Here is a 26044-nt window from a genome sequence, read left to right on the forward strand (position 1 = left end):
CAATCACCGACCCATGCACTCCAGAATTTTTCGAATTGCTATTTTTTTAATAGCAATTAATGCAATAGCAGCATGCGCAAATGCCAATAACAAGCCTGAAACGGCATGCTCAGCAGCGCTTAACATGAAGGCTGAGCAGCTGTATGGGCGCTGGGCCGTTCGTTTCGACCATCCACCCGCCGGACTTCCCGATCGGGCCACCATGCTGCTCCAACGTCACGCCGAATTCTCGGAAAGCCTGGCCGGCACGGTCAGTCGTGACTTGGGACAGGCGGCCGGCACACCCGCCATTGCAGGGCATACCTCCGAAGCCGCACTGGCCGGCGACTTGGACGAAGGCATGCTGCTGCTGGACGAATCCTCTGACAAGATCAGTATCACCGGCACCTGGAACGGTGAAATGCAGCCGGGTTCCTGCGGCCAGGTTTACCAGGGCCACTGGAAAGACACCAGCGCCAGCGCCGCACCCGATGGCGCCGACGTTCCTTTCACGCTGACCCGACTACTGCCCTCACCCTGAATTTGGCCCCACCCCCAGGTTTGATTTAAAGCCTGTTCACTGAACCATCCCATGTCCCTTCAACTTTCTTCTTTAAGCCGAATTTTTCTTGCCTCCGGGCTGCTGGCAGGCAGCATGGCGCAAGCGCAGACGGAACCACGGGTTGTCAACATGCCGGCCAACCGACCCACCAGCCTCGGTTGGCAGGTCTGCCAGGCCATCAAGAACGACACCGATGCACAGCTGAGCTGTTACCAGCAATGGGCTGATTCGCAGTTGCCGCCCAACACGCCGCCGGCAGCCCTCACCACCGTACCGGCCAACCTGGCCACCGGCAAGCCGGCAACTGAAATCCTGCTGCTGCCGTCGCTCAATACCGAAGCGCCAGACGGCAAGCCTATCGGCTGCCGCAACACCCAGTATTCCGAGCTGTCCAGGTTCTGGGAACTGCAACGCGGCACCGATTGCGACACCTTTGCGATTCGTGGCTACCGGCCAATTTCGGTCGCCGTTGTCATGTCTGGCGGCGTCAGTTCACCACCGCTGATAGGCGCAGGAACGCCACCTGACTACAAGCATGCCGAAACCAAGATTCAGCTGTCGGTGCGCACCAAAGTAGCCAAAGGCTTGCTAAAAAGCGGCGAAGCCGATGGAGACGACCAGGATTCGCTCTGGTTTGGCTACACCCAGCAAAGTTATTGGCAGCTGTTCAGCGGCAATATTTCGCGGCCGTTCCGCACCACCGACCATGAACCCGAGCTGGTTTATGTTTACCCGCACCAGATTGCGCTGCCCGGCGGCTGGAATTACCGGCTCTCGGGTCTGGGGCTGGTGCACCAGTCCAACGGCCAGTCCGATCCGCTGTCACGCAGCTGGAACCGCACTTACTTGATGGGCGCTGCAGAAAAAGAGCTGGGGCCTGACTCTAGCCTGCGTCTGCAAGGCCGCATCTGGAAGCGCATAAACGAAGCGGCGGTCGATGACAACAACCCAGGAATAGAAGATTTCGTTGGCCGTGCCGAACTCACGGGCAGCTGGCAGATCAACAAGGCAAACACCGTGGGCGTCACGCTGCGCCACTCGCTGCGCAGTAAAGCGCGCGGGTCCACCCGTGTGGACTGGTTGATGGCCCCGACTTCATCGCCGAATTACACCGGCCTGCGATACCACGTACAACTGTTCAGCGGTTACGGGGACAGCCTCCTGGACTACAACAAACGGCGCAATGTTCTGAGCGTGGGCTTGAGCCTGGTTGATTGGTAAAAACGCGCCTGAAAATTCCTTGTAAGCTATATTTTTTATAGCAAATAAGTATTTACCGTATTGCGTAATTGACCTTTTTTTCATAAAAATTCGCTTGGGCTCGGATCTCAAAACTCGCTAAAGCCCGGCAAGCCACTGCAGCGTAGGCAAGCGCTGAGTACCTTAAGCTTGAGAGATGATTACTCTCTCTTCAAGGTGGCCAACTGGCTCACCGTGGTCGCACCATGCTTGAATTGGACCCCTTTGCGCTGGGTGCCCTCATCATTGGCCTGCTGCTGGTTGTCATGACCATGGGCAGCTCCTTCCTGTCCCGCTTGCCTTTGAATGCAGCCATGCTTTACCTGGGCGTCGGTGTGGCGGTCGGCCCCATGGGGCTGGATTTGCTTCGGCTTGATGCACTGGAAAATACGGTGATGCTGGAGCGATTAACAGAAATCGCCGTGCTTATCTCGCTGTTCACCGCAGGCATGAAGCTCGAACTGCCCTTGCGTGACCGGCGCTGGAGAATTCCATTGCAACTCGCCACGGTGTCCATGATCGTGACCGTGGTGGTGGTGGCAGCAATCGGCGTATATGGTCTTGGCCTTTCGCCAGGTGCCGCGATACTGCTGGGCGCCATCCTTGCGCCCACTGATCCGGTACTGGCTTCGGATGTACAAGTGTCCAATCGTGGTGACCGCGACCGTTTGCGCTTTGGCCTGACCGGAGAAGGCGGGCTGAACGACGGCACGGCCTTTCCTTTTGTCATGCTGGGCCTGGGCCTCCTGGGGGTACACGAGCTGGGCGAAGCCGCCTGGCGCTGGTGGACGGTGGATGTGGTTTGGGCGATATCGGGTGGACTGGGATTGGGCTATCTGCTTGGAACACTGGTTGGCCGTGCCATTATTTACTTGCGCATGCGCCATCGTGAAGCCTTGCGGTCTGATGAATTTATTGCGCTCGGCCTGATTGCACTCACTTACGGCGCCGCACTGCTTTGCCACACCTACGGTTTTCTGGCGGTATTTGCGGCCGGACTGGCATTGCGTCGCATCGACGAAGGGGCTTCTGCCACCTCCGCGTTGCAGGCAGAAACACAAAAGGCTGGATTTGAACTGAGTCCTGAAGAGCAAGCCGCGGCAGGTGCCGAAGCGCCCACCAATATGATGAATGCCGTTCAGCGCTTTAACAGCCAGCTGGAAAGCTTTGTTGAAGTCGCCATTGTTCTTGCCGTTGGTGTATTGCTGGCGTCCGTTGAATTTGAAAGTGACGTTCTGTGGTTTGTACCTGTACTTTTCCTGATGGTACGGCCGCTGGCGGTTTACGGCGGATTGATCGGGACACAGGTCAGTGGCTCACAACGCAATTTGATGAGCTGGTTTGGCATACGCGGCATTGGTTCGCTGTATTACCTGCTCTATGCCATCAACCATAACATTCAGCCGGCGCTTGCCGAACGCCTCCTGTCGATCACCTTGGCGGTGGTTGTCGCGTCCATCATCATTCATGGCATTTCAGTAACGCCGTTAATGCAGCACTATGAATCACGAAAAACCATCAAAAGGCAACAACGCAAAAAGTAAAGGGAATAAAAGCTGGACAACAAAAAGCCTACTCAAGGTAGGCTTTTTGAAATGGTTAAAAGAACCATATTTTGGTTGCGCGGGCAAGATTTGAACTTACGACCTTTGGGTTATGAGCCCAACGAGCTACCAGGCTGCTCCACCGCGCGGTATGTAGTTATTATAGCTTACTTTGCCGCTGCTTCAGCTTTTATTTCTTCCGAAACATCAGGGCGATCAACGAGTTCAACCAAAGCCATAGGGGCATTGTCACCGACGCGAAAACCCATCTTCAAAATACGGGTGTAACCGCCTGGACGGGTCTGGTAACGTGGGCCCAGTTCAGCAAACAGCTTGACCACCATATCACGATCACGAAGACGGTCGAATGCCAAGCGCTTGTTTGCCAAGGTTGGAGTTTTTGCCAAAGTGATCATGGGTTCGACAACGCGGCGAAGCTCTTTGGCTTTTGGCAATGTCGTTTTGATGGCTTCGTGCTGGAGCAGCGAGTTCATCATGTTGCGCAACATGGCGAGGCGGTGCTCGCTGGTGCGGTTTAGTTTACGTAGTCCATGTCCGTGTCGCATAGTGCTTCCTTTATGTAATATCGAAGCAGCCGTATCAGGTACTGCCCGTGCACTTTCTCATCAATAGATGAGATTTAAATAAATTAACGTTTGTCAAGCCCGGCAGGTGGCCAGCTTTCCAGACGCATTCCTAATGTCAGGCCGCGAGAGGCCAGCACTTCCTTAATCTCGTTCAAAGATTTCCGGCCCAGATTAGGCGTCTTCAACAGCTCATTTTCGGTGCGCTGGATCAGATCGCCAATATAGTAGATATTTTCGGCCTTCAGGCAGTTGGCCGAACGCACCGTGAGCTCCAGCTCATCGACTGGACGCAGCAGAATCGGGTCAAACTGTTGCGAATTTCGAGGTGCAGGATCATTGATGATAGCGCCAAGTTCGTTGCCTTCAAGTTGCGCAAATACCGCCAGCTGTTCGACCAAAATCTTAGCCGATGCACGCACCGCATCTTCTGCAGAAACAGCACCGTTGGTTTCGATTTCCAGAACCAGCTTGTCCAAGTCGGTACGCTGCTCAACGCGAGCACTTTCAACGGTGTAGCTGACTCGCTTCACCGGAGAAAAGGAAGCATCAAGCACAATTCGGCCGATCGACTTAGGCGACTCATCACCATAACGACGAACATTTCCAGGAACATAACCGCGTCCATTCTCGACCTTGATTTGCATATCAATCTTGCCGCCATGCGACAGATTCATGATTACATGGTCAGGGTTGACAATTTCCACGTCATGCGGCGTCTGGATATCGGCAGCAGTGATTGGACCTTCGCCGTCCTTACGGAGGCTTAAAGTCACTTCATCGCGGTTGTGAAGCTTGAACACCACACCCTTGAGATTCAACAAAATGTTGACGACGTCTTCTTGGACACCGTCAATTGAAGAGTACTCATGCAGGACGCCAGCGATGGTCACCTCGGTTGCGGCATGGCCTACCATGGAAGACAACAGCACACGACGCAGGGCGTTGCCGAGAGTGTGGCCATACCCGCGCTCAAAAGGCTCCAGTGTCACCTTGGCACGGTTGGCACCAAGTTGCTCAACATTAATAGTTTTGGGTTTTAACAAATTTGTCTGCATGCAGTCTTCCTCTCAATACCCTCGGCTCGTTACACCGATAAGGCTGGCGAAGCACACCTGGCAGCACGGCAAGCGTGTCGCCAGGAACGGAAATTAACGTGAATACAGCTCGACGATCAACGATTCGTTGACATCGGCAGCAAATTCGTCACGGTCAGGCACTTTCTTGAAGGTGCCTTCACCCTTGTCAGCATTAACATCAACCCAGGCTGGCAGACCAACTTGCTTAGCCAGTTCGAGCGCCTCGGCAATACGGGTCTGTTTTTTGGACTTGTCACGCACAGCTATGACGTCGCCGGCCTTAACCATATAGGACGGAATGTTCACCGATTGACCATTGACCGTCATGGCTTTATGGGAAACCAATTGGCGCGCTTCGGCGCGTGTCGAGCCAAAGCCCATGCGATAAACCACATTGTCCAGACGCGATTCCAATACCGACAGCAAGTTGGCGCCAGTGTTGCCACGGCGACGGTCAGCTTCTTCAAAATAGCGGCGGAACTGCTTTTCCAGCACGCCGTACATGCGCTTGACTTTCTGCTTTTCACGCAATTGCAGGCCGTAGTCGGAAGTACGGGTACCGGAGGTACGACCGTGCTGACCAGGCTTGGAATCGAATTTCGCCTTGTCGCTGATAGAGCGACGGGCACTCTTCAGGAAAAGGTCGGTGCCTTCACGGCGGGAAAGTTTGGCCTTGGGGCCGAGGTAACGTGCCACTTGAATATCCTTTTGTCATCTGCTGCAATTTCTGCAGGAGCCACAGTTAATAACTCTGATGGCGGTGGGCTTGGTGAAAATGCTGACGCCCGGCCGTTTGCTGAGCAAGCGACCGGGCGAAACAGCACAAATTAGATACGACGGCGTTTTTGAGGACGGCAGCCGTTATGTGGAACTGGGGTGACATCGGCAATCGAATTGATTCGAATACCAAGTGCGCCCAGAGCACGAACAGAAGATTCACGACCGGGGCCAGGCCCCTTGATTTCAACATCAAGGTTCTTGATACCTTGTTCGATAGCAGCCCGGCCAGCGACTTCAGAAGCTACCTGAGCAGCGAAAGGTGTCGATTTACGCGAACCTTTGAAGCCCTGTCCACCTGACGATGCCCACGACAAGGCGTTGCCTTGGCGATCAGTGATCGTGATGATGGTATTGTTGAAAGATGCGTGAACATGAGCGATGCCATCGGCAACGTTCTTGCGAACTTTCTTGCGTACGCGCTGTGATGCGCTGTTATTGGGTGATTTTGCCATAACGATCTCTCAATTATTTCTTCAAAGACTGGGCGGCCTTGCGCGGACCCTTGCGAGTGCGGGCATTTGTCCGGGTACGCTGACCGCGCATGGGCAACCCACGACGATGACGGAAACCTCGGTAGCAGCCGATGTCCATCAGGCGTTTGATATTCATCGTGGTTTCACGACGCAAATCACCTTCGATGGTGAACTGAGCAATGTGGTCCCGGATTTTTTCCAGGTCGCCATCAGTCAAGTCTTTGATTTTCTTGGCGTAGTCGATCTCGCACGCTTCGCAAATTTTGCGAGCGCGGGTGCGGCCGATGCCAAAGATTGCAGTCAAGCCGATTTCGGCGTGCTTCTGCGGCGGAATGTTGATACCAGCGATACGTGCCATGTGCGTCCTCTAAATCTCTTAAAAATCAGCCTTGGCGCTGTTTGTGACGTGGATCTGTACAGATCACACGGACAACGCCCTTGCGACGGATGACCTTGCAGTTGCGGCAAATTTTCTTGACCGAAGCTGAAACTCTCATTTTCTTCTCCTAAACTTTTACTCTGTGCTTACTTGGAACGAAACACATCATGTGCTCGCGGTGAATCGTCAGGACGATTCAAAACATCACGTCTTGAAATTCGCCTTTTTCAACAACGACTCGTACTGCTGCGACATCATGTAGTTCTGAACCTGGGCCATGAAATCCATGGTGACTACAACAATAATCATCAACGATGTTCCACCGAAATAAAACGGTACGTTGTACTTCAAAATTAAAAACTCTGGCAGCAAACAAACAAATGTGATGTAAACCGCACCGGCCAGTGTGAGTCGGACCAAGATTTTGTCTATGTATCGAGCAGTCTGGTCGCCGGGACGAATCCCAGGGATAAAGGCACCACTCTTTTTCAGGTTATCCGCGGTTTCTCGGCTGTTAAACACCAAGGCCGTGTAAAAAAAGCAGAAAAAGATAATTGCACTGGCATATAGCAACACATAAATTGGTTGCCCTGGCGTCAACGTACTGGCTATGTCTCTCAACCAGCGCATGCTTTCGCCAGTGCTGAACCAGCCCACCACCGTTGCCGGTAACAGAATAATCGAAGAGGCAAAAATTGGAGGGATCACGCCCGCCATATTCAGCTTCAGCGGCAGATGCGACGACTGCCCACCATACACCTTATTGCCAACCTGCCGGCGCGCGTAGTTTACAAGAATCTTGCGCTGCCCCCGCTCGACAAACACCACAAAGTAGGTGACTGCCACCACAACTGCCACGATAACAATCGCGATCAAAATGCTCATTGCACCGGTGCGAACCAATTCAAGCAAACCACCCAACGCACTGGGCAAGCCAGCAGCAATGCCTGCAAAAATCAGAATCGAAATGCCATTGCCCAAACCGCGCTCTGTGATTTGTTCTCCCAACCACATCAGGAACATAGTTCCAGCTGTCAGGCTAAACACCGCTGTCATGCGAAAGCCGAAACCAGGATCCAATACCAAACCAGGAGAGCTTTCAAGCGCCACGGCTATACCCATCGACTGGAACAGAGCAAGCCCGAGCGTTCCATAACGTGTGTATTGCGTGATCTTTCGCCTTCCAGCTTCGCCTTCCTTTTTCATCTGCTCGAATGTGGGAACCACATAGGTGAGCAATTGCATGATGATGGAAGCCGAGATGTACGGCATGATGCCTAAGGCAAACACGGTAAATCTTGACAGGGCGCCACCAGAGAACATATTGAACAAGTTCAATATTCCACCCTGTTGGCCCTTGAATAGTTCTTTCAATTGACCGGGGTCAATTCCTGGAACCGGAATGTGCGCACCGACACGGTACACGACCAGCGCCAGCAGCAAAAACACAAGCCTGTTGCGCAAGTCGCCGAACTTGCCGGTTTTTGCAATTTGCGCTGAGTTGGTTGCCACTGGTTGGTTCCGTCAAGTATTAAGCGATTGAGCCGCCAGCGGCTTCGATCAGGGTTTTGGCGCTTGCCGAGGCAGAAATACCGGTGAGCTTGACAGCAAGTGACAGCGAACCTGTGTTGATCACCTTAACGTTCTTGGCGATCTGGCCGACAAGACCCGACTGCTTCAACGTCAACAAATCAACTTCCGCCAAGCCGAGCTGCTCCAGCGCCGTGAGAGTGACCTCGGCATTGAATTTCAGCAAATGCGATTTGAAACCGCGCTTTGGCAAGCGACGCTGCATAGGCATTTGACCGCCTTCAAAGCCGACCTTGTGGTAACCGCCAGAACGGGATTTTTGTCCCTTGTGGCCACGACCAGCTGTCTTGCCCAAGCCAGAGCCAATACCGCGACCAACACGCCGTTTAGCATGTTTAGCGCCTTCGCTGGGCTTGATTGTGTTCAATTCCATGATGAGTCCTTAAGCCGTTGGAGAAAGAACCTGGCCACTATGCAGCCAGTCCTGTCTCTCAAAGCCTCAAATAATTTTGACCAGATAGCTGATCTTGTTGATCATGCCGCGCACTGCGGGCGTGTCCTGTAATTCGCTGACGCTGTTGACACCGCGCAGGCCCAGTCCGCGCACGGTGGCGCGATGGGACTCCTGGGTGCCAATCGGGCTGCGAACCAGTTTGACTTTAACTTTGGTTTCTTGGGTCATTTAACTGTCCGCCTTAGCCGAAGATTTCTTCGACTGATTTGCCACGCTTGGCCGCGATATCGGAGGCCGTGGTGGAATTTTTCAGTGCGTCCATGGTGGCGCGCACCATGTTGTACGGGTTGCTCGAGCCATGGCTTTTGGCCACGATATCGGTAATACCCATGACTTCGAACACTGCGCGCATCGGACCGCCAGCAATGATACCGGTACCCTTGGGAGCCGGCGCCATCATGACGTTGGCGGCACCGTGGTGACCGAATACATTGTGGTGCAAGGTACCGTTTTTCAATGACACCTTCGTCATGTTGCGGCGCGCTTCTTCCATGGCTTTTTGCACGGCTGCCGGCACTTCTTTCGACTTGCCTTTACCCATGCCAACGCGACCATCACCGTCACCGACCACGGTCAGTGCGGCAAAACCGAGAATACGGCCACCCTTCACTACTTTGGTCACGCGGTTGATCGCGATCATTTTTTCCTTCAGACCATCGTCTGGAGCGTCGTTTTGCGATTTAGCTTGAAACTTAGCCATACTTGATTCCAGTCTGCTTAGAACTGCAAACCAGCTTCGCGAGCCGCATCAGCCAGCGCTTTGACGCGGCCATGGTACGCAAAACCGGCGCGATCGAACGCCACTTTTTCTACACCCGCTGCTTTTGCTTTTTCAGCAATGCGCTTGCCAATGGCTTGCGCAGCAGCAACATTTCCACCCTTGCCTGAGCCGCCAATTTCATTGCGCACTTCCACTTCAGCCGTGGAAGCGGACGCCAGAACTTTGGTGCCGTCGCCAGAAATAACACTGGCGTAAATATGCAGATTGGTACGGTTTACGGACAGACGGGCAACGCCTTGATTGGCAATGCGGATACGCGTCTGGCGTGAACGGCGAAGGCGCTGCGCTTTTTTGGTCAACATGATGCAGCTCCTTATTTCTTCTTGGTTTCTTTGATTGTGATTTTTTCATCCGAATAACGGATGCCCTTGCCTTTGTAGGGCTCGGGAGGACGGACTGCACGCACTTCGGCTGCAATCTGGCCTACACGTTGGCGATCAGAACCCTTGATGACCACTTCGGTTGGCGTCGGGGTGGTGACCGTGATGCCCGCAGGCATTGCCATGACCACAGGGTGGGAATAGCCCACGGTGAGGTTCAGCTTGTCACCTTGCGCCTGGGCCTTGAAACCCACGCCGACCAGGTTCAGCTTTTTCTGAAAACCGGTCGTAACTCCCACGACCATGTTGTTCACCAGCTGGCGGATCGTACCGCTCATGGCATTGGCTTCACGAGAATCATTGGCCGGCACAAAAGTCAGCTTGCCGTCTTCGCTCTTGACGACGACATGGGCGTTTTGTGTCAGCGCAAGGGAGCCCAAGGCACCCTTGACATTGATCTGGTTTTCTTTGATTGCGACGTCCACACCCTGGGGGATGGAAACCGGCATTTTTGCTACACGAGACATTTCAGTTACTCCTCAATGCCGCCGTTAGGCCACGTAGCACAACACTTCACCACCGATGCCGGTAGCGCGTGCTTTGCGATCAGTCATGACACCCTGAGGCGTTGTGACAATTGCCACGCCCAAGCCGTTCATGACCTGGGGAATGGCGCCATGGCCTTTGTACACACGCAGGCCAGGGCGGCTGACGCGCTCAATGCGCTCAATCACGGGCTTGCCTGCGTAGTACTTCAGGGCGATTTCCAACTGGGGCTTGCCTTCGTTGGCCTTGACGGAGAAGCCATCAATGTAGCCCTCATCCTTCAAAACTTGTGCAATGGCGACTTTGACTTTTGACGAAGGCACCAGCACAACAGCTTTTTCAACCATTTGTGCATTGCGGATGCGTGTCAGCATGTCGGCGATAGGATCACTCATACTCATCTGGGGTTCTCCTATTGCTTACCAGCTAGCCTTGGTGATACCAGGGATATCACCAGCGAAAGCCAACTCGCGGATCTTGGCGCGAGCCAGGCCGAATTGACGGAACGTACCACGGGGACGACCGGTGATGGCACAGCGGTTGCGTTGACGCGTCGGATTTGCGTTGCGCGGCAACTTTTGCAATTCCTGACGGGCCAGATGGCGCTCATCGTCGGTACGCTTGAAATCATTGGCGATTGCCTTGAGTTCAGCGTGCTTCTTGGCAAACTTGGCGACGAGCTTGTCGCGCTTCAGTTCACGTTGCAGTAGGGCTTGTTTTGCCATCTTGCGCCTTCAGTTCTTGAACGGAAAACGGAAGGCGGTGAGGAGGGCTTTGCACTCTTCATCGGTCTTGGCCGTTGTGGTGATGCTGATATTGAGTCCGCGCAAGGCATCGACCTTGTCGTACTCGATTTCAGGGAAAATAATCTGCTCTTTGACGCCGATGTTGTAGTTGCCGCGGCCATCGAAGGCACGACCAGAAATACCACGGAAGTCACGTACACGCGGCAATGCCACGGTCACGAAACGGTCGAGGAATTCATACATCTGCACGCCACGCAGCGTGACCATGCAGCCAATCGGCAGGTCTTCGCGGATCTTGAAACCCGCGATGGCCTTCTTGGCCTTGGTGACCACAGGCTTTTGGCCTGCAATCTTGGCCATGTCAGCCACAGCATTGTCCATGACTTTCTTGTCGGCAACCGCCTCGCTCACACCCATGTTGAGCGTGATCTTGGTGATGCGCGGCACCTGCATGGGTGTCTTGTAGCCGAATTTTTCAATCAGGGCTGGTGCGATTTTTTCGCGGAATTGATCTTGCAAGCGTGCCATGTTTATGCAGCCTTAATTTCTTCGCCGCTGGACTTGAAGACGCGAGTTTTCTTGCCGTCAGCCAACAACTTGATACCAACACGATCCGCCTTGCCCGAAGCCGCATTGAAAATAGCGACATTGGACTGGTGAATCGGCATGCTTTTTTCAACAATGCCACCTGTGGTGCCCTTGAGCGGATTGGGCTTGGTGTGTTTTTTCACCAGGTTGATCCCGTTCACCAGCACATAGCTGTCATCGACGCGCTGCGTGATCGTGCCGCGCTTGCCCTTGTCGCGACCCGTGATCACGATGATCTCGTCGCCTTTACGAATTTTGTTCATTGCCTAGGGTCCTTACAGAACTTCAGGAGCCAGCGACACGATCTTCATGAACTTTTCAGTGCGCAACTCTCGCGTCACTGGTCCAAAGATACGGGTGCCGATAGGCTCGAGCTTGGCATTGAGCAGCACTGCTGCATTGCCGTCGAATTTGACAAGCGAGCCGTCGCCGCGGCGAATGCCCTTGGCAGTACGAACGACCACCGCACTGTAAACCTCGCCTTTTTTGACGCGGCCACGCGGAGCGGCTTCTTTGATACTGACCTTGATAACATCACCAACGCTGGCGTACCGGCGCTTGGATCCGCCGAGCACCTTGATGCACATCACGGACTTGGCACCCGTGTTGTCAGCAACATCGAGTTTGGATTGCGTTTGAATCATTTAAATTGGTTCCCAACTTGCACCAGCATTGGTGGCTTGCTTAATGCAAACCACCTGCCAATCAGTCTTGGGCCCGTCGTCCACATCGCAAACCACTTGCAATGCTTCCGCTGGGCAGAAGTTCCTCGCCTATTAGAGCGAAGCCCACGATTATGACCAAAGTAAAAGCCAGTGTCAACCGTGGTTGTAAAAATATTCCTGGCAATTGTGTGTGACGCCTAACCAATCTATGCCGTTGAACTCCGGGTGACAAAACAACCATGCCAGCATCGGGAGCAATATGAATAATATTAAGTAAATTAGCTATTCGCGCAATGTCAGCAAGGAAAAGCAGCTATTTAAAATATAGCAATCAGACACCACAACGCCATTCAAGGTTCAAGGTTCAGGGTTCAGGGTTCAGGGTTCAGGGTTTACTGTCGCATTTAACCAACTTCAAGAATATTTAAACAGCAGGCACTGTCAAATACTGATCGCACAGCGTTAAAAAAGAGGGCAATTGTGCGTCGATTCCATTCTCCTGCTGGAGCAACCCGGCCACTTCCGGCGCCAGGGTACGCGCCAGTGCCGCATCCAGAAACAGCAGGCGGGATCGCCGTGCCAGCACATCTTCCACCGTCCGGGCGTACTCGTAGCGCGCCGCAAAGCGCACCATGGCTTCGCTCAGACCGCCACCCAGATCATTGTCAGCGCCGCGCATGGCCTGGAGTGCGCCGGCCTCACTGCCGTAAAGATGCAACCCAGGGGCGCTGCTGATCGGCACGCTGGAGGCTTGCGCCCCGACCAGCCTCAGATGGTCGGTCGACAGTCCGGCGCGGGTAGGCAGCAATCCCGCAGCAAAGCATTTTTCCAGCACATCGCCGGCCATGGCGCGGTAGGTCGTCCATTTGCCGCCAGTGACGGTGACCAGACCACTTTTGCTGACCAATACAGTGTGCTCACGCGACAGTGACTTGGTGCGCTCGGCATCGTCATCGGCCGGCTTGACCAGCGGTCGCAGGCCGACCCAGATGCTCTTGATGTCAGACAGGCTTGGCGCGCGGCTCAGGTAACGGGCTGACTCGCGCAAAATAAAATCGATTTCTTCTCGAAACGGCAGCGGTTCGCGCGCCAAGTCGCGGCGCGGTGTGTCGGTGGTGCCCAGAATGGTCTTGCCCAGCCATGGCACGGCAAACAGCACACGGCCATCAGCGGTCTTGGGAATCAACAAAGCGTGGTCGGTCGGAAGAAACTCTCGGTCCACCACGATGTGCACGCCCTGGCTCGGTGCGACCATTGGCTTGGCATCCCGGCCTGTCGCCTGACCATCTTGCAAGCGCAAGCGGTCCACCCACACACCGGTGGCATTGACCACGCAGCCTGCGTGCAGTTCATGGACGTGGCCTGTTTCACGGTCCTTCACCCACAAGCCGGTGACCTTGCCGTCTTCGTGGATCAATTGGGTGACAGCGCAATAGTTGACCAGCAGAGCGCCCTGACGTGCCGCTGTGCGGGCCAATGCCAGCGCCAGTCGCGCGTCGTCAAACTGGCCGTCCCAGTACTGCACTCCCCCCTTCAGTCCTCGGGATTCAAGTGTGGGCAAGCTCTCCAGGGTTTCGCGCCGGTTTAGAAAGGCCGTCGGACCCAGCCCCGCCTTGCCAGCCAGTGCGTCATAGATCTTCAACCCGATACCGTAGAAGGGCGCTTCCCAGAATTTGTAGGAAGGCATCACAAACGGCAACGGCTGCGCCAGATGTGGCGCATTCGCCAGCAGCGTGGTGCGTTCCCGCAAAGCTTCACGCACCAGTGTGACGTTGCCCTGCGCCAGATAGCGCACGCCGCCGTGCACCAGCTTGGTAGATCGCGAGGACGTGCCTTTGGCAAAATCATTGGACTCGACGAGCACCACGCTGAAGCCCCTTGCCGCTGCATCCAGCGCCACACCCAACCCGGTGGCGCCGCCTCCCACGATGGCGATGTCGTAGTGATGCGGCTTGGCGAGCCGGGAAAGAAGCTCCCTCCGTACGGTTGGTAAGGGTGATGTATCAGTTGACATAGTTAAAGACATTCGATTTGAAGTTCAAAGAGCTGCCAGCCAGAGGCGAGAGCTACCCTCAGTCGCTGGTGGAAAAGGCCGTGGAAGTCACACTTGCACGGCCTTTTCGCTCAGTTTTTCGCCAAACGGCGTGCTAGCGGACTTTGCCGTTTTTCCAGGCTGTTAGCAGGGTGTCGTAGGCAATGGTTTCACCCTTTGGCTTCTCGTTGGCAAGCTTTTTCCAAGGTGCGTTTTTGTCGCTCAGCCATTTATTGGCATTGCTCTTGGGATTTAGCTTGGGTGGGCAGTTTGCCATGCCTGCCCGCTCCAGGCGCGCCATGATGGAATCCATTTCTTCCGCAAGGTTGTCCATTGCCGCTTGTGGAGTTTTTTCACCTGTTACGGCAACAGCCACGTTTTTCCACCACAGCTGAGCCAGTTTTGGATAGTCAGGAACGTTCGTGCCGGTAGGTGTCCACGCCACGCGGGCCGGGCTGCGGTAGAACTCAACCAGGCCGCCCAATTTCGGCGCCATGTCGGTCATCGCCTGCGACCGGATGTCCGACTCGCGAATTGGTGTCAAGCCGACCACCGTCTTTTTCAAGGAGGTTGTCTTTGCGGTCACGAACTGTGCATATAACCAGGCTGCAGCGACTTTGTTGGCGTCATGGTTCTTGAAAAACGTCCAGGAGCCGACGTCCTGGTACCCGTTTTGCATGCCCTGTTTCCAGTAAGGCCCATTCGGGCCAGGTGCCATGCGCCACTTTGGCGTGCCGTCTGCATTCACCACCGGCAATCCAGGTTTGATCATGTCTGCCGTGAAGGCGGTGTACCAGAAAATTTGCTGTGCGATTTCGCCCTGCGCCGGTACCGGACCTGATTCACCAAAGGTCATGCCCATGGCTTCTTTGGGCGCATATTGCTTCATCCAGTCGACGTACTTGGTTAGCGCAAACACCGCCGCTGGCGAGTTGGTTGCACCACCACGCGAGACGGAGGCGCCCTGCGGCGTACAGCCGTCTGCCGACGCGCGGATGCCCCATTCATCGACAGGTTTGCCGTTTGGAATGCCAATATCGGCAGCACCCGCCATGGACAGCCAGGCATCGGTGAAGCGCCAACCCAGTGACGGGTCCTTCTTGCCGTAATCCATATGGCCATAAATGGCTTTGCCGTCGATCTTTTTCACATCGTTGGTAAAGAACGCGGCAATGTCTTCATAGGCGCTCCAGTTCAGTGGCACACCCAGGTCATAGCCATATTTCGCTTTGAACTTGGCTTTTAACTCGGGCTTTTCGAACAAATCGGCGCGAAACCAGTACAAATTGGCGAACTGCTGATCAGGCAACTGGTACAGCTTGCCATCGGGGGCGGTTGTAAAACTGGTGCCGATGAAATCTTTCAAATCCAGTCCAGGATTGGTCCACTCTTTGCCGCTGCCCGCCATGTAATCGGTCAAATTCATGATCTTGCCGTAGCGGTAATGTGTACCGATCAAGTCAGAGTCCGTGATCCAGCCGTCGTAAATCGACTTGCCTGACTGCATAGACGTTTGCAGTTTTTCAACCACATCGCCCTCTCCGATCAGGTCATGGATGACTTTGATGCCGGTAATTTCTTCAAATGCTTTTGCCAGTGTTTTGGACTCGTATTCATGCGTAGTAAGCGTTTCGGAAACAACAGAAATCTCCTTGACTCCCTTGGCCTGCAGCTTTTTGGCCGCATCAATGAACCACTTCATTTCGGTCGCTTGCTGTGTCTTGGACAGGGTTGACGGCTGGAATTCACTGTCAATCCATTTTTTAGCCGCCGCTTCGTCGGCCCAACCTGGACCCGCTGCGGCGCATGCCATGGCCACAGCCAACACGGAATATTTCAATTTCATTGCCAGTCTCCTCAAATCAAAGAACCCCTGTTTAGAAGGCAACAACGGCTCCAGGGGCTAAACAAACCGTTGCTTTACTTTTGAGTGCTTGCTGCGGGGGCCAAAGGCTACCCCTTGCGCATGATGAGTGCGAGCAGGCCCATTGAAATAATAAAGCTGATCCAGATGGAGGGGTCTGTCTCCAAACGCAAAAACTCCGCCATCCAGCCGCTCAGGCCGACAAAAGCCAGGTTGGTATAAGCAGCCGCCAACAAGCCGATGAACAAGCGGTCACCACGCGTGGTCTGCATGGGCAAAAAGCCCTTGCGCAACATTGTTGGGGATTTGATTTCCCAAACCGTCATGCCTGCCAGCATCAGCCCGATACAGATAAAAAATACGGCCACGGGTGTGGTCCATGCCATCCATTGGTACATTGCGACCTCCTGTTAGACGCGGCCCATCGCGAAACCTTTCGCGATGTAATTTCGAACAAACCAAATCACAATCGCGCCCGGCACGATGGTGAGAACTCCGGCAGCAGCCAAGGTAGCCCAGTCCATGCCCGACGCCGAAATGGTTCGCGTCATCGTGGCGGCAATCGGTTTCGCATTGACACTGGTCAGGGTGCGCGCCAGCAGCAATTCCACCCAGCTGAACATGAAGCAAAAGAACGCAGCAACGCCCACGCCGGCTTTGATCAAGGGCAGAAAGATCCGGATGAAAAACCGGGGGAAAGAGTAGCCGTCGATGTAGGCCGTTTCATCGATTTCCCTTGGGATGCCACTCATAAAACCTTCAAGAATCCAGACCGCCAGAGGCACGTTGAACAACAGGTGCGCCAAGGCGACAGCCAAATGGGTGTCCATCAGACCGACTGAGCTGTAGAGTTGAAAAAACGGCAGCAAAAATACGGCAGGCGGGGTCATGCGATTGGTCAGCAGCCAGAAGAAAACATGCTTGTCGCCCAGGAAGCTGTACCGGGAAAACGCATAGGCCGCCGGCAGCGCCACAGTCAACGAAATCACCGTGTTGATCGCCACATAGATCATGCTGTTGATGTACCCGGAGTACCAGGCCGGGTCCGTCAGAATGGTTTTGTAGTTGTTCCAGGTGAACTGGTCTGGGAACAGCGAGAACCCTGCGACGATTTCATTGTTGGTCTTGAACGACATGTTGACCATCCAGTAGATGGGCAGCAAGGCAAACACGATGTAGGCAATAAGGAACAGCGTCCTCTTTTGAAACTTAGGCTTATTCATGACCACCCTCCTTTTCCTGGGTGCCCACGCGCTGCATCCAGTTGTACAAAATAAAACACATCAGCAAGATGATCAGGAAGTAGATCAATGAGAAAGCGGCAGCAGGTCCAAGGTCGAACTGACCCACTGCTTTTTGCGTCAAAAATTGCGACAGGAAGGTCGTCGAGTTGCCAGGCCCCCCGCCCGTGAGCACAAACGGTTCGGTGTAGATCATGAAACTGTCCATGAAGCGCAGCAGTACAGCAATCATCAGCACACCGCGCATTTTTGGCAATTGCACATAGCGAAAAACATCAAGCTTGCTCGCACCGTCGATGCTGGCAGCCTGGTAATAAGCATCCGGGATTGACCGCAAGCCCGCATAGCCCAACAAGGCCACCAGTGGCGTCCAATGCCAGACATCCATTAACAGCACCGTAAGCCAGGCGTGTGTGGCGTTGCCTGTGTAGCTGTAGTCAATCCCCAGGCCTTGCAGGGCGGCGCCCATGAGTCCAATGTCTGTACGGCCAAAGATCTGCCAGATCGTGCCCACCACATTCCAGGGGATCAGCAAGGAAAGCGAGACGATGACCAGAACCGCAGAAGCCTTCCAGCCTGTGGCCGGCATCGACAAGGCCAGCATGACGCCCAGCGGCAGCTCGACCGCCAACACCGAGAAGGAGTAAATCAACTGCCTCAGCAGCGCGCCATGCAACTCTTCGTCACGCATGATCGCGGCAAACCACTCCGTGCCCACGAAAACCCGTCGGTCCAGTGAAATGATGTCTTGCACCGAGTAGTTGACGACGACCATCAACGGCAGGATGGCCGAAAAGGCAACGCAAATCAGGACGGGCAGAACCAGAAACCACGCTTTCTGGTTCACCGGCTTAATGGTGGTGCTCATTGCACAATCTCCTCATTCTTGTAAAAGCAGGTGTGTTCATCCATCACCTTCAGCCAGATGGGTGCCCCAATCGTCAATTGTTCGGTGTCTGACGACAGGCGCGCTTTGACGGTGCGGCCAGCGCATGTGGCGCTCAACATCACGTGTGTTCCGACGTCTTGCACATGGGCCACTTTCATTTCCAGAGCGCCGGGCGCATGCGCAGAGGCCAATGACACGTATTCCGGCCGAATACCGACCTTGATCTCCCCTTCAGGCAGAGTCCGCCCCGGCGGCAATGCCAGCGTTTGACCCGCCAGATCAATACCCTTCCGGCCTGACACGCCTGGCAGAAAATTCATGCCTGGCGAGCCAATGAAATGCCCTACAAAGGTATGGCTCGGACGCTCGAACAGGTCCGCCGGCGAGCCCACCTGAACCGCTCTGCCTCGTGTCATGACCACCACTTGATCGGCGAAGGTCAAGGCCTCCACCTGATCGTGCGTGACGTAGATCAGCGTCAACTTCAGCTCATGGTGAATTTGCTTGAGTTTGCGACGCAATTGCCACTTGAGGTGCGGGTCAATCACCGTCAGCGGCTCATCGAACAGGACGGCCGACACGTCAGGACGCACCAGTCCGCGTCCCAGCGAAATCTTCTGCTTGGCGTCGGCCGACAGGCCAGACGCTCGCTGGTTGAGTTGTCCGCTCATTTCCAGCATTTCGGCAATTTCACCGACGCGCTTGCTGATTTGATCTTTCGGCATTTTGCGGTTGCGCAAAGGAAAAGCCAGGTTCTGTGCGACCGTCATGGTGTCGTAGATCACCGGAAACTGGAACACCTGCGCGATGTTGCGCTGCTGAGGCGTGGCGCTGGTCACATCCCGGCCATCAAAATTCACCTTCCCCTGGGACGGGGTGACCAGGCCGGACATGATATTGAGCAATGTGGTCTTGCCGCACCCTGAAGGTCCGAGCAAGGCGTAGGCGCCACCATCTTCAAACGTCATCTTCAACGGCAGCAGCGCGTAATCGCTGTCCTGCTGGGGATCGGGCTTGTAGGCGTGCGCCAGGTCGAGTTCTATGCGGGCCATATCAGCGTCCTCCACCACGCACCGGAGACAGCAGCAGCATCCCCTGGGCATCAAACACATAGACTTGTGCCGGATTGAGATAAAGGGGCACTTGCGCACCCCAATCGAAATAATGAACCCCCGTGAGCTGCGCCACAAGCTCGCCCACCGATGTTTTCAGATAGACAAAGGTGTCCGATCCCGATATTTCAGCCAGCTCCACCTTGCCCATGAGGGTGACATCACCTTCTCCCGCTTTTACCCGCAGGGAGCCGGCGCGCATGCCAACGGTCAACTGCTGCGATTGGGTTGCCGGCAGGGTCAATTGCATCAGCGGTCCAGCGTCCAGTTGAACGCCGCCAGAGGCCGCTGCCTTGGCGGATATCAGGTTCATGGGGGGATCACTGAAGGCTCGCGCCACGCGAAGGGACTTGGGCTGGTGGAATACCTCGGACGTCGGGCCGTACTGCAACAACTCACCCGCATCCAGAACAGCGGTATAGCCCCCCAGCAACAGCGCTTCGCCCGGCTCGGTGGTGGCATAAATCACAGTAGAGTCGCCTGCCGAGAAAAGGTCCGTCAACTCGTCGCGCAACTCCTCACGCAGTTTGTAGTCCAGGTTCACCAGGGGCTCATCAAGCAGCATCAGCGGCGCACCCTTTGCCAGCGCACGTGCCAGGGCAACGCGCTGCTGCTGACCGCCTGACAATTCGGCGGGCAGGCGATCGAGAAACATTTCTATATGGAGTTTTTCGGCCAGCTCGCGTACCCGTTGGTCAATGTTCTTGTCGCCGCGCAGTTTCAGGGGCGACGCGATGTTGTCGCGCACTTTCATCGACGGGTAATTGATGAACTGCTGGTAGACCATGGCGACATTGCGGTCCCGCACCGGCACGCCCACCACACTCTTTCCATCAACCTTTACCTGCCCGCTGGAAGGCACATCGAGTCCTGCCATGATGCGCATCAGGCTGGTCTTGCCAGACTGCGTTGCCCCCAGCAACACGGTCACCGCCCCGCTGAGGGGAGCCAGGCTCATGTCGTACAACCACGTTTGCGGCCCGACCTTTTTGCTGATGCTCTCAAGAGTCAATTGCATCGCGCCACCTTTACTGAAGAGATTGAGAAATCCGAATTAAATATTCGCTTCAACAAATTATTATTCGCTTTGATTCGTTTTTACTCAGTAATTACCCCATATAAATTCCTTTTGCTTCGTTTTAAAGTGGATTCACCTTTCATTAGCCCCTCTTCAGCATAAAAATACAAGAATGAACCCCAACCCCAGACAACTCAAACTGCTTGCCGTGGTTCAGGCCCACGGCTCTGTCACGGTGGAGTTTTTGGCTGACACCCTTGGCGTGACGCTGCAAACCGTACGCCGCGACATTCAGCGCATGGCTGACGAGGGTTTGCTGACGCGTTTTCACGGCGGAGTTCGTATTCCAAGCTCCACGATCGAGAACATTGCCCATCCGCAACGCGAAAGCCTGAACGTGCAGGGCAAGAAACGCATTGCCAAAGCAATTGCATCGGCGGTGCCCAACGACTGCTCGCTCATTTTGAACATTGGCACCACCACGGAAGCCGTGGCACGTGCCCTTTTGCACCACACCGGGCTGCGGGTGATCACCAACAACCTCAATGTGGCGATCATCCTGAGCGCCAACCCTCAATGCGAAGTCATTGTGGTGGGTGGCGTGGTTCGGGGCCGCGATCAGGGCATCGTCGGCGAAGCCGCTGCCGATTTCATTTCCCAGTTCAAGGTCGATATCGCCATCATTGGCATTTCCGGCATTGAAGACGACGGTTCCCTGCGCGACTTCGACTACCGGGAGGTCAAGGTGTCACAAACCATCATCTCCCACGCGCGCGAAGTCTGGCTGGCCGCTGACTTCAGCAAGTTCAACCGACCGGCCATGGTTGCCGTCGGGCATTTGTCGCAGATTGACCGGCTGTTCACCGATGCGCTGCCGCCCGATCCCTTTTCCGCCTTGCTGGACAAAGCTCAGGTGCGTTGCGAACTTGTCACTTCCTGAAACACATCGCCTTTTTGGCCCATTTACGGATCGATCACCATGACTTATCTACTTGCACTGGACCAAGGCACCTCCAGCTCGCGCAGCATCGTATTTGACGCCGCTGGCCATATCGTGGCCCAGGCCCAACGCGAACTGAACCAGATCTATCCCCAGCCTGGCTGGGTCGAACACGACCCGCAGGAAATCTGGCGCACCCAATTGGCCACTGCCCGTGAAGTGCTGGTCAAAGCCGGCATCGAAGCGAAAGACGTGCGCGCCATTGGCATCACCAACCAGCGTGAAACCACCGTGGTCTGGAATCGTCGCACCGGGCAGCCCATCCACCACGCCATCGTCTGGCAAGACCGTCGCGCAGAACCAACCTGCATCGCCCTGCGTGAAAGCGGCCTGGCCGAAACCATCCGGCAAAAGACGGGTCTGCTGGTGGACGCCTATTTTTCAGGCACCAAACTCAAATGGTTGCTGGACAACGTACGCGGTGCACGGCAACTGGCCGAGAACGGAGAGCTGGCGTTTGGCACGGTGGACAGTTGGTTGATCTGGTGCCTGACCAAGGGCACGGTGCATGCCACCGATGTGAGCAACGCAGCGCGCACCATGCTGTTCAATATCCACACCAATCAATGGGACCCGGAGTTGCTCAAGGCCCTGGACATTCCGGCTTCCATGATGCCCGTCGTTCATCCTTCCAGTGCGCACTTTGGCGAGGTCAGCCCCGACCTGTTGGGCCATGCCATTTCTATCGGCGGCGTCGCCGGGGATCAGCAAAGTGCTTCGTTTGGCCAGGCCTGCTTCAAGGCCGGCATGGCCAAGAACACCTATGGCACCGGCTGCTTTTTGCTGATGCATACCGGCACCCAGTTCCAGCTGTCGGACAACGGCCTGCTGACCACCAGCGCGGCGCAAATCAGCGCGCAAACCGAATTTGCCATGGAAGGCAGTGTGTTTGTCGGCGGCGCGGTGGTGCAATGGCTGCGCGATGGTTTGAACGCCATCAAGAGCAGCGCCGAAGTCGAGGCGTTGGCGCAAAGCGTTCCCGACTCGGGCGGCGTGATGATGGTTCCAGCCTTCACCGGCCTGGGGGCACCCTACTGGAAGCCCGAGGCACGCGGCATCATCACCGGCCTGACGCGCGGCACCACGGCGGCGCACATTGCACGCGCCGCGCTGGAGAGCATCGCCTTTCAGAGCGCGGCGCTGCTGCAGGCCATGGGGCGCGATGCGGTCAGCGCCGGAGCAGCACCGGTGTCCGAATTGCGCGTGGACGGCGGCGCCTGCATCAACGACCTGCTGATGCAGTTCCAGGCCGACCTGCTGGGCATTCCGGTGGTGCGCCCTGTCGTGACCGAAACCACGGCCCTGGGCGCCGCCTGGCTGGCGGGGCTGTCCAGCGGCGTTTACAGCAACACCGACGAGCTGGCCAGCCTGTGGCGAGCGGAGCGCATCTTCTGGCCGACGCTCAGCAGCACCCGCGCGGCCGAGCTGATGGCCCAATGGGAGCATGCGGTTCGGCAAACCGTGATGCAGTAAGGCGCAAAACGACGCTGCACGACAATCAGGGACCCGGCCAGGCTTCTACCCTTTCATTCCAAAGCCGCCCTCATTTTTTAGCGAGACCATGCGCATGCAGCCCCACGCCTCCGACAGCAGCACCGACCCCATCGCCTTCATCGGCGGCGGCAACATGGCCAGCGCCATCATTGGCGGGCTGCTCAAGCGCGGCCTGCCGGCCCGTCATATCCAGGTGGTCGAGCCATTCGCCGAGCAGCGGGCCAAATTGGTCCAGCAGTTCCAGATTGAAGTCAGCGAAAAACCTGGCCCGTCGCTGAACCGTGCAACGCTGGTGGTGTGGGCCGTCAAGCCGCAGACCTTTCGTGAAGCCGCAGAACAAAGCCGCGCGCATACCGCATCCGCACTGCACCTGAGCGTAGCCGCCGGCATCCGCTCCGACAGCATTGCCGGCTGGCTGGGCACCGAACGCGTGGTGCGCGCCATGCCCAACACGCCGGCTCTGATTGGGCAGGGCATGACCGCCCTCTTTGCCCGCCCTGCCGCCAGCACTGAAGACCGGCTCGTCGTCGAGCGCGTGGTGCAGACCACGGGCGCTTATTTATGGCTGGAGCAGGAAGCACAACTCGATGCCGTCACCGCGCTGTCCGGCTCCGGCCCGGCCTATGTTTTTTACTTCATCGAAGCGATGGTCCAGGCCGGTACCGACATGGGCCTGAGCCGCGAGCAGGCGCACCAGCTGGCGGTCGGCACCTTTGTCGGCGCTTCGGCATTGGCCCGTGAAGCCACCGAGCCGCCTGACGTGCTGCGCGCCCGCGTGACCTCCAAAGGCGGCACGACCCACGCGGCGCTCAGCGCCATGGAACAAGGCGGCATCAAGGAAAAATTCATGCAGGCCATGCAGGCGGCACGGCAACGCGCCATCGAGATGGGCGATGAATTCGGCGCGGCCTGAAGCAGGTCAAGCATGGAATAAGGCGTTTGCGCAATTTCCGCCTGTACATTCAGCTATATTTTTCATAGCATTTTGCGCTGCTGGCCTGTGGCGCCAGGTGCCTCAAAAACAATTGCAAAAATCGTAAAAATCCCGTCAACCGGCCTGCGCAAGGCTACGTTAAACATTCACGAACGTGCAGCTTTTGTCGCCAGCCCGCCTGAAAGGCGACCCGGCCCTACGAACGTAATGACTTTCCAAATACCCTGGAGTACCCCATGAAAAAATTCCTGTCCATCCTTGCCAGCGCCGCCCTCCTTGCCATGCCTCTGGCTGTGATTTCCACCCCGGCCGCAGCCCAGACGGCCGCAGCGCCTGCCGTGACGCCTGCTGCCCCCATGGCTACGCCAGCCGCCAAAGCCAAGCACACCAAGGCGGTCGTCAAGCACAAGGCCAAGCATGCCAAAACCAAGGCAAAAGCCAAAATGGCCCCGAAAGCCGCCTGATCTGCAACAGTCCGCATGGCTGGCTGCACCGGCCAGTTGGCATCAGGCAAAAGCCCGCGCTGTGCGGGCTTTTTTACGGGTGAAGTGGCGCCACAGCCAGGCCAGCTCCACAGCCTCATTGGCCCCAGTACGACAGCGCGATACCGGCAAACACGGTGAAACCCAACCAGTGGTTCAGGCGAAACGCCTTGAAACAGTCGTCGCGCTCACGCTTGCGGATCATCCAGCCGTGCCAAAGCGCTTGCAGCAACGCCAAGCCAATTGCTATGATAAAAATAGCTGACTTTGCATACGCATAAAGCGCAAAAGCCCAAATCGATATAAAAATCAGGTAACTGAACATGACGCCAGCCACGTCAAAACGACCCAGCGTGATCGCCGAGGTTTTCATGCCAATCAACAGGTCGTCGTCCCGGTCAACCATGGCGTATTCGGTGTCGTAGGCAATCACCCAGAACAGGTTGCCCAGCAGCAAGACCCAGGCCAAAGGCGGCACCTGCGACTGCACGGCGGCAAACGCCATCGGGATGCCGAAGCTGAACGCCACGCCCAGCACCGCCTGCGGCATGGCCACATAGCGCTTGGCATACGGGTAGGCCAGCGTGACGGCCAGCGCAGCGAACGACCACGCAATCGCGGCGGCATTGGTGGTGAGCACCAGGCCAAACGCCAGCAGCGCCAACACGGCGCCCAGTGCCAGCGCCTGCTTGACCGACAGCGCGCCGGTGGTCACCGGCCGCTGCGCCGTGCGCTTGACATGCCGGTCAAACTCGCGGTCGGCCACGTCGTTGACACAGCAGCCTGCGCTGCGCATCAAAAACGTTCCCAGCGTGAACACGGTGATCAGGTGCCAGCCCGGAAAGCCCTGCGATGCCACCCACAGCGCGGAAAGGGTCGGCCACAGCAGCAGCAGCCAGCCGGCCGGCCGGTTCCAGCGAATCAACTGCAAGTACAAGGCCCCCACGCTTTTCACTTCGTGTAAAGCGTGGCCCCCCGAGGGGGCTGCTGCGCCTGCAGCCCGGCCAAGCCGGTTGCGCGGCCCCTGCTGGCGTGGGGAGGGAGCCCTGGCACCCGCTGCGGGAGCTGTACTGGCTTGGGGCGGCGCGTCGGCGTGCCGATCAGCTCTCATGTTTCGGGTTATTCCTCAAGCAGCGAACGCAGCATCCACGCGGTTTGCTCATGCACCGTCATGCGCTGGGTCAGCAGGTCGGCGGTTGGCTCGTCGCTGGCCTTGTCGGCCATGGGAAACAACTCGCGTGCCGTGCGGGCTACCGCTTCGTGGCCTTGCACCAGAATGCGCACCATTTCCAGCGCCTTGGGCGGCGTGACGGGCGCGTCGGGCACCGTGGCCAGCTTGCTGAACTGGGCGTACGAGCCCGGCGCCGGATGACCCAGCGAGCGGATGCGTTCTGCCACCGGGTCCACCGCGTTCCACAGCTCGGTGTACTGCGTCATGAACATGGTGTGCAGCGTGTTGAACATCGGCCCGGTCACGTTCCAGTGGAAATTGTGCGTCGTCAGGTACAGCGTGTAGGTGTCCGCCAGCAAGCGGCTCAGGCCCTGCGCAATCGCAGCGCGGTCCTTGTCGCTGATGCCGATACTGATGGCCGGCGCGCCTCGAACAGATGCACTGACAATGGTTTTTGCGGGAGATTTGGCCATGATTTTTTTCCTTTAGAAGTCAACG

At 56.3% G+C, this 26044-nt stretch carries 33 protein-coding genes and 1 tRNA gene; 7 read left to right on the forward strand and 27 right to left on the reverse strand.

The features are described from left to right. Positions 1–124: 124 nt before the first annotated feature. From IWX87_RS09810 to IWX87_RS09820, 3 genes are all read left to right on the forward strand, one after another. Positions 125–520: a hypothetical protein gene (locus IWX87_RS09810; protein WP_196863350.1), complete on the forward strand. Its 396-nt coding sequence runs from the start codon at positions 125–127 to the stop codon at positions 518–520. 51 nt (positions 521–571) lie between these two features. After that, positions 572–1762 carry a phospholipase A gene (locus tag IWX87_RS09815; RefSeq protein WP_196863351.1) on the forward strand — a complete coding sequence of 397 codons (1191 nt, stop codon included), beginning with the start codon at positions 572–574 and terminating at the stop codon, positions 1760–1762. A gap of 224 nt (positions 1763–1986) precedes the next feature. Next, positions 1987–3324 (forward strand): sodium:proton antiporter, encoded by a 1338-nt coding sequence (locus tag IWX87_RS09820; RefSeq protein WP_196863352.1) that lies wholly within the window; start codon positions 1987–1989, stop codon positions 3322–3324. Positions 3325–3396: 72 nt separating this feature from the next. Here the strand turns inward: IWX87_RS09820 and IWX87_RS09825 are convergent. From IWX87_RS09825 to IWX87_RS09945, 25 genes are all read right to left on the reverse strand, one after another. Further along, positions 3397–3473 (reverse strand) — tRNA-Met (locus IWX87_RS09825). 18 nt (positions 3474–3491) lie between these two features. Then, positions 3492–3890: a 50S ribosomal protein L17 gene (rplQ, locus tag IWX87_RS09830; protein WP_196863353.1), complete on the reverse strand. Its 399-nt coding sequence runs from the start codon at positions 3888–3890 to the stop codon at positions 3492–3494. Positions 3891–3973: 83 nt separating this feature from the next. Beyond that, complete coding sequence (gene rpoA / locus IWX87_RS09835; protein ID WP_196863354.1) at positions 3974–4966, reverse strand: DNA-directed RNA polymerase subunit alpha; 993 nt, start codon at positions 4964–4966, stop codon at positions 3974–3976. A 93-nt stretch (positions 4967–5059) separates the two neighbouring features. After that, entirely contained in the window at positions 5060–5683 is a 624-nt protein-coding gene (rpsD, locus tag IWX87_RS09840) for a 30S ribosomal protein S4 (RefSeq protein WP_036806691.1), read from the reverse strand. Positions 5684–5814: 131 nt separating this feature from the next. Beyond that, positions 5815–6219, reverse strand: coding sequence for a 30S ribosomal protein S11 (gene rpsK, locus IWX87_RS09845; protein WP_036806693.1), 405 nt, complete (start codon positions 6217–6219; stop codon positions 5815–5817). A 13-nt stretch (positions 6220–6232) separates the two neighbouring features. Continuing rightward, positions 6233–6598, reverse strand: coding sequence for a 30S ribosomal protein S13 (rpsM, locus tag IWX87_RS09850; RefSeq protein WP_029526390.1), 366 nt, complete (start codon positions 6596–6598; stop codon positions 6233–6235). 25 nt (positions 6599–6623) lie between these two features. After that, a complete protein-coding gene (gene rpmJ / locus IWX87_RS09855) occupies positions 6624–6737 on the reverse strand; it encodes a 50S ribosomal protein L36 (RefSeq protein ID WP_028820150.1) in 114 nt (37 codons plus the stop codon). An 86-nt stretch (positions 6738–6823) separates the two neighbouring features. Beyond that, positions 6824–8131 (reverse strand): preprotein translocase subunit SecY, encoded by a 1308-nt coding sequence (gene secY, locus IWX87_RS09860; protein ID WP_196863355.1) that lies wholly within the window; start codon positions 8129–8131, stop codon positions 6824–6826. A 19-nt stretch (positions 8132–8150) separates the two neighbouring features. After that, positions 8151–8582: a 50S ribosomal protein L15 gene (rplO, locus tag IWX87_RS09865; RefSeq protein ID WP_029526392.1), complete on the reverse strand. Its 432-nt coding sequence runs from the start codon at positions 8580–8582 to the stop codon at positions 8151–8153. Between the two features lie 66 nt (positions 8583–8648). After that, on the reverse strand, positions 8649–8831 hold the full coding sequence (gene rpmD / locus IWX87_RS09870) for a 50S ribosomal protein L30 (protein ID WP_029526393.1): 183 nt from the start codon (positions 8829–8831) through the stop codon (positions 8649–8651). Between the two features lie 13 nt (positions 8832–8844). Beyond that, on the reverse strand, positions 8845–9363 hold the full coding sequence (gene rpsE, locus IWX87_RS09875) for a 30S ribosomal protein S5 (RefSeq protein ID WP_011799766.1): 519 nt from the start codon (positions 9361–9363) through the stop codon (positions 8845–8847). 17 nt (positions 9364–9380) lie between these two features. Continuing rightward, entirely contained in the window at positions 9381–9746 is a 366-nt protein-coding gene (rplR, locus tag IWX87_RS09880; protein WP_196863356.1) for a 50S ribosomal protein L18, read from the reverse strand. Positions 9747–9757: 11 nt separating this feature from the next. Then, positions 9758–10291 carry a 50S ribosomal protein L6 gene (rplF, locus tag IWX87_RS09885; RefSeq protein ID WP_196863357.1) on the reverse strand — a complete coding sequence of 178 codons (534 nt, stop codon included), beginning with the start codon at positions 10289–10291 and terminating at the stop codon, positions 9758–9760. Between the two features lie 24 nt (positions 10292–10315). Beyond that, positions 10316–10711, reverse strand: coding sequence for a 30S ribosomal protein S8 (rpsH, locus tag IWX87_RS09890; RefSeq protein ID WP_196863358.1), 396 nt, complete (start codon positions 10709–10711; stop codon positions 10316–10318). Positions 10712–10729: 18 nt separating this feature from the next. Beyond that, positions 10730–11035, reverse strand: coding sequence for a 30S ribosomal protein S14 (gene rpsN / locus IWX87_RS09895; protein WP_036806703.1), 306 nt, complete (start codon positions 11033–11035; stop codon positions 10730–10732). Positions 11036–11044: 9 nt separating this feature from the next. Then, positions 11045–11584, reverse strand: a complete 540-nt coding sequence (rplE, locus tag IWX87_RS09900; protein ID WP_196863359.1) for a 50S ribosomal protein L5 — start codon at positions 11582–11584, stop codon at positions 11045–11047. 2 nt (positions 11585–11586) lie between these two features. After that, on the reverse strand, positions 11587–11907 hold the full coding sequence (gene rplX, locus IWX87_RS09905; RefSeq protein WP_196863360.1) for a 50S ribosomal protein L24: 321 nt from the start codon (positions 11905–11907) through the stop codon (positions 11587–11589). Between the two features lie 12 nt (positions 11908–11919). Then, positions 11920–12288: a 50S ribosomal protein L14 gene (gene rplN / locus IWX87_RS09910; RefSeq protein WP_007869247.1), complete on the reverse strand. Its 369-nt coding sequence runs from the start codon at positions 12286–12288 to the stop codon at positions 11920–11922. A 445-nt stretch (positions 12289–12733) separates the two neighbouring features. Beyond that, complete coding sequence (locus IWX87_RS09915) at positions 12734–14323, reverse strand: glycerol-3-phosphate dehydrogenase/oxidase (protein ID WP_196863361.1); 1590 nt, start codon at positions 14321–14323, stop codon at positions 12734–12736. Between the two features lie 133 nt (positions 14324–14456). Next, positions 14457–16187, reverse strand: coding sequence for an ABC transporter substrate-binding protein (locus IWX87_RS09920; protein WP_196863362.1), 1731 nt, complete (start codon positions 16185–16187; stop codon positions 14457–14459). 107 nt (positions 16188–16294) lie between these two features. Beyond that, the gene (locus IWX87_RS09925) at positions 16295–16603 is read right to left on the reverse strand and encodes a DUF2160 domain-containing protein (protein ID WP_196863363.1); all 309 of its coding nucleotides are present in this window, start codon (positions 16601–16603) and stop codon (positions 16295–16297) included. Positions 16604–16615: 12 nt separating this feature from the next. Beyond that, positions 16616–17428 carry a carbohydrate ABC transporter permease gene (locus IWX87_RS09930; RefSeq protein ID WP_196863364.1) on the reverse strand — a complete coding sequence of 271 codons (813 nt, stop codon included), beginning with the start codon at positions 17426–17428 and terminating at the stop codon, positions 16616–16618. Continuing rightward, positions 17421–18314 carry a carbohydrate ABC transporter permease gene (locus tag IWX87_RS09935; RefSeq protein WP_196863365.1) on the reverse strand — a complete coding sequence of 298 codons (894 nt, stop codon included), beginning with the start codon at positions 18312–18314 and terminating at the stop codon, positions 17421–17423. The genes IWX87_RS09930 and IWX87_RS09935 overlap by 8 nt, the downstream gene beginning before the upstream one ends. Continuing rightward, positions 18311–19387 carry an ABC transporter ATP-binding protein gene (locus IWX87_RS09940; RefSeq protein ID WP_196863366.1) on the reverse strand — a complete coding sequence of 359 codons (1077 nt, stop codon included), beginning with the start codon at positions 19385–19387 and terminating at the stop codon, positions 18311–18313. Before IWX87_RS09940 ends, IWX87_RS09935 begins: the two co-directional genes overlap by 4 nt. Position 19388: 1 nt before the next feature. After that, positions 19389–20465, reverse strand: a complete 1077-nt coding sequence (locus IWX87_RS09945; RefSeq protein ID WP_196863367.1) for an ABC transporter ATP-binding protein — start codon at positions 20463–20465, stop codon at positions 19389–19391. A 172-nt stretch (positions 20466–20637) separates the two neighbouring features. On the opposite strand from IWX87_RS09945, the gene IWX87_RS09950 reads away from it, so the two are divergent. The 4 genes from IWX87_RS09950 (at position 20638) to IWX87_RS09965 (ending at position 24357) form a co-directional block, all read left to right on the forward strand. After that, entirely contained in the window at positions 20638–21405 is a 768-nt protein-coding gene (locus tag IWX87_RS09950; protein WP_196863368.1) for a DeoR/GlpR family DNA-binding transcription regulator, read from the forward strand. Between the two features lie 39 nt (positions 21406–21444). Then, positions 21445–22938, forward strand: a complete 1494-nt coding sequence (gene glpK, locus IWX87_RS09955) for a glycerol kinase GlpK (RefSeq protein WP_196863369.1) — start codon at positions 21445–21447, stop codon at positions 22936–22938. A gap of 94 nt (positions 22939–23032) precedes the next feature. Continuing rightward, on the forward strand, positions 23033–23872 hold the full coding sequence (proC, locus tag IWX87_RS09960; RefSeq protein WP_196863370.1) for a pyrroline-5-carboxylate reductase: 840 nt from the start codon (positions 23033–23035) through the stop codon (positions 23870–23872). Between the two features lie 257 nt (positions 23873–24129). Then, positions 24130–24357, forward strand: coding sequence for a hypothetical protein (locus IWX87_RS09965; protein WP_196863371.1), 228 nt, complete (start codon positions 24130–24132; stop codon positions 24355–24357). Between the two features lie 115 nt (positions 24358–24472). On the opposite strand, the gene ubiA is transcribed toward IWX87_RS09965, so the two are convergent. Then, positions 24473–25330, reverse strand: a complete 858-nt coding sequence (ubiA, locus tag IWX87_RS09970) for a 4-hydroxybenzoate octaprenyltransferase (protein WP_370583860.1) — start codon at positions 25328–25330, stop codon at positions 24473–24475. A 164-nt stretch (positions 25331–25494) separates the two neighbouring features. After that, a complete protein-coding gene (locus IWX87_RS09975; RefSeq protein ID WP_196863373.1) occupies positions 25495–26019 on the reverse strand; it encodes a Dps family protein in 525 nt (174 codons plus the stop codon). Between the last annotated feature and the right edge of the window lie 25 nt (positions 26020–26044).

The sequence above is a fragment of the Polaromonas sp. CG_9.7 genome (assembly GCF_015752205.1).
Lineage (GTDB): Bacteria > Pseudomonadota > Gammaproteobacteria > Burkholderiales > Burkholderiaceae_C > Polaromonas.

Excerpts from the sequence above, each read along its gene's own strand:
- IWX87_RS09810 (WP_196863350.1), top strand. The coding sequence starts at position 125 with ATGAAGGCTGAGCAGCTGTATGGGCGCTGGGCCGTTCGTTTCGACCAT.
- IWX87_RS09815 (WP_196863351.1), top strand. The coding sequence starts at position 572 with ATGTCCCTTCAACTTTCTTCTTTAAGCCGAATTTTTCTTGCCTCCGGG.
- IWX87_RS09820 (WP_196863352.1), top strand. The coding sequence starts at position 1,987 with ATGCTTGAATTGGACCCCTTTGCGCTGGGTGCCCTCATCATTGGCCTG.
- rplQ (WP_196863353.1), bottom strand. The coding sequence starts at position 3,890 with ATGCGACACGGACATGGACTACGTAAACTAAACCGCACCAGCGAGCAC.
- rpoA (WP_196863354.1), bottom strand. The coding sequence starts at position 4,966 with ATGCAGACAAATTTGTTAAAACCCAAAACTATTAATGTTGAGCAACTT.
- rpsK (WP_036806693.1), bottom strand. The coding sequence starts at position 6,219 with ATGGCAAAATCACCCAATAACAGCGCATCACAGCGCGTACGCAAGAAA.
- rpsM (WP_029526390.1), bottom strand. The coding sequence starts at position 6,598 with ATGGCACGTATCGCTGGTATCAACATTCCGCCGCAGAAGCACGCCGAA.
- rpmJ (WP_028820150.1), bottom strand. The coding sequence starts at position 6,737 with ATGAGAGTTTCAGCTTCGGTCAAGAAAATTTGCCGCAACTGCAAGGTC.
- rplO (WP_029526392.1), bottom strand. The coding sequence starts at position 8,582 with ATGGAATTGAACACAATCAAGCCCAGCGAAGGCGCTAAACATGCTAAA.
- rpmD (WP_029526393.1), bottom strand. The coding sequence starts at position 8,831 with ATGACCCAAGAAACCAAAGTTAAAGTCAAACTGGTTCGCAGCCCGATT.
- rpsE (WP_011799766.1), bottom strand. The coding sequence starts at position 9,363 with ATGGCTAAGTTTCAAGCTAAATCGCAAAACGACGCTCCAGACGATGGT.
- rplR (WP_196863356.1), bottom strand. The coding sequence starts at position 9,746 with ATGTTGACCAAAAAAGCGCAGCGCCTTCGCCGTTCACGCCAGACGCGT.
- rplF (WP_196863357.1), bottom strand. The coding sequence starts at position 10,291 with ATGTCTCGTGTAGCAAAAATGCCGGTTTCCATCCCCCAGGGTGTGGAC.
- rpsH (WP_196863358.1), bottom strand. The coding sequence starts at position 10,711 with ATGAGTATGAGTGATCCTATCGCCGACATGCTGACACGCATCCGCAAT.
- rpsN (WP_036806703.1), bottom strand. The coding sequence starts at position 11,035 with ATGGCAAAACAAGCCCTACTGCAACGTGAACTGAAGCGCGACAAGCTC.
- rplE (WP_196863359.1), bottom strand. The coding sequence starts at position 11,584 with ATGGCACGCTTGCAAGATCAATTCCGCGAAAAAATCGCACCAGCCCTG.
- rplX (WP_196863360.1), bottom strand. The coding sequence starts at position 11,907 with ATGAACAAAATTCGTAAAGGCGACGAGATCATCGTGATCACGGGTCGC.
- rplN (WP_007869247.1), bottom strand. The coding sequence starts at position 12,288 with ATGATTCAAACGCAATCCAAACTCGATGTTGCTGACAACACGGGTGCC.
- IWX87_RS09915 (WP_196863361.1), bottom strand. The coding sequence starts at position 14,323 with ATGTCAACTGATACATCACCCTTACCAACCGTACGGAGGGAGCTTCTT.
- IWX87_RS09920 (WP_196863362.1), bottom strand. The coding sequence starts at position 16,187 with ATGAAATTGAAATATTCCGTGTTGGCTGTGGCCATGGCATGCGCCGCA.
- IWX87_RS09925 (WP_196863363.1), bottom strand. The coding sequence starts at position 16,603 with ATGTACCAATGGATGGCATGGACCACACCCGTGGCCGTATTTTTTATC.
- IWX87_RS09930 (WP_196863364.1), bottom strand. The coding sequence starts at position 17,428 with ATGAATAAGCCTAAGTTTCAAAAGAGGACGCTGTTCCTTATTGCCTAC.
- IWX87_RS09935 (WP_196863365.1), bottom strand. The coding sequence starts at position 18,314 with ATGAGCACCACCATTAAGCCGGTGAACCAGAAAGCGTGGTTTCTGGTT.
- IWX87_RS09940 (WP_196863366.1), bottom strand. The coding sequence starts at position 19,387 with ATGGCCCGCATAGAACTCGACCTGGCGCACGCCTACAAGCCCGATCCC.
- IWX87_RS09945 (WP_196863367.1), bottom strand. The coding sequence starts at position 20,465 with ATGCAATTGACTCTTGAGAGCATCAGCAAAAAGGTCGGGCCGCAAACG.
- IWX87_RS09950 (WP_196863368.1), top strand. The coding sequence starts at position 20,638 with ATGAACCCCAACCCCAGACAACTCAAACTGCTTGCCGTGGTTCAGGCC.
- glpK (WP_196863369.1), top strand. The coding sequence starts at position 21,445 with ATGACTTATCTACTTGCACTGGACCAAGGCACCTCCAGCTCGCGCAGC.
- proC (WP_196863370.1), top strand. The coding sequence starts at position 23,033 with ATGCAGCCCCACGCCTCCGACAGCAGCACCGACCCCATCGCCTTCATC.
- IWX87_RS09965 (WP_196863371.1), top strand. The coding sequence starts at position 24,130 with ATGAAAAAATTCCTGTCCATCCTTGCCAGCGCCGCCCTCCTTGCCATG.
- IWX87_RS09975 (WP_196863373.1), bottom strand. The coding sequence starts at position 26,019 with ATGGCCAAATCTCCCGCAAAAACCATTGTCAGTGCATCTGTTCGAGGC.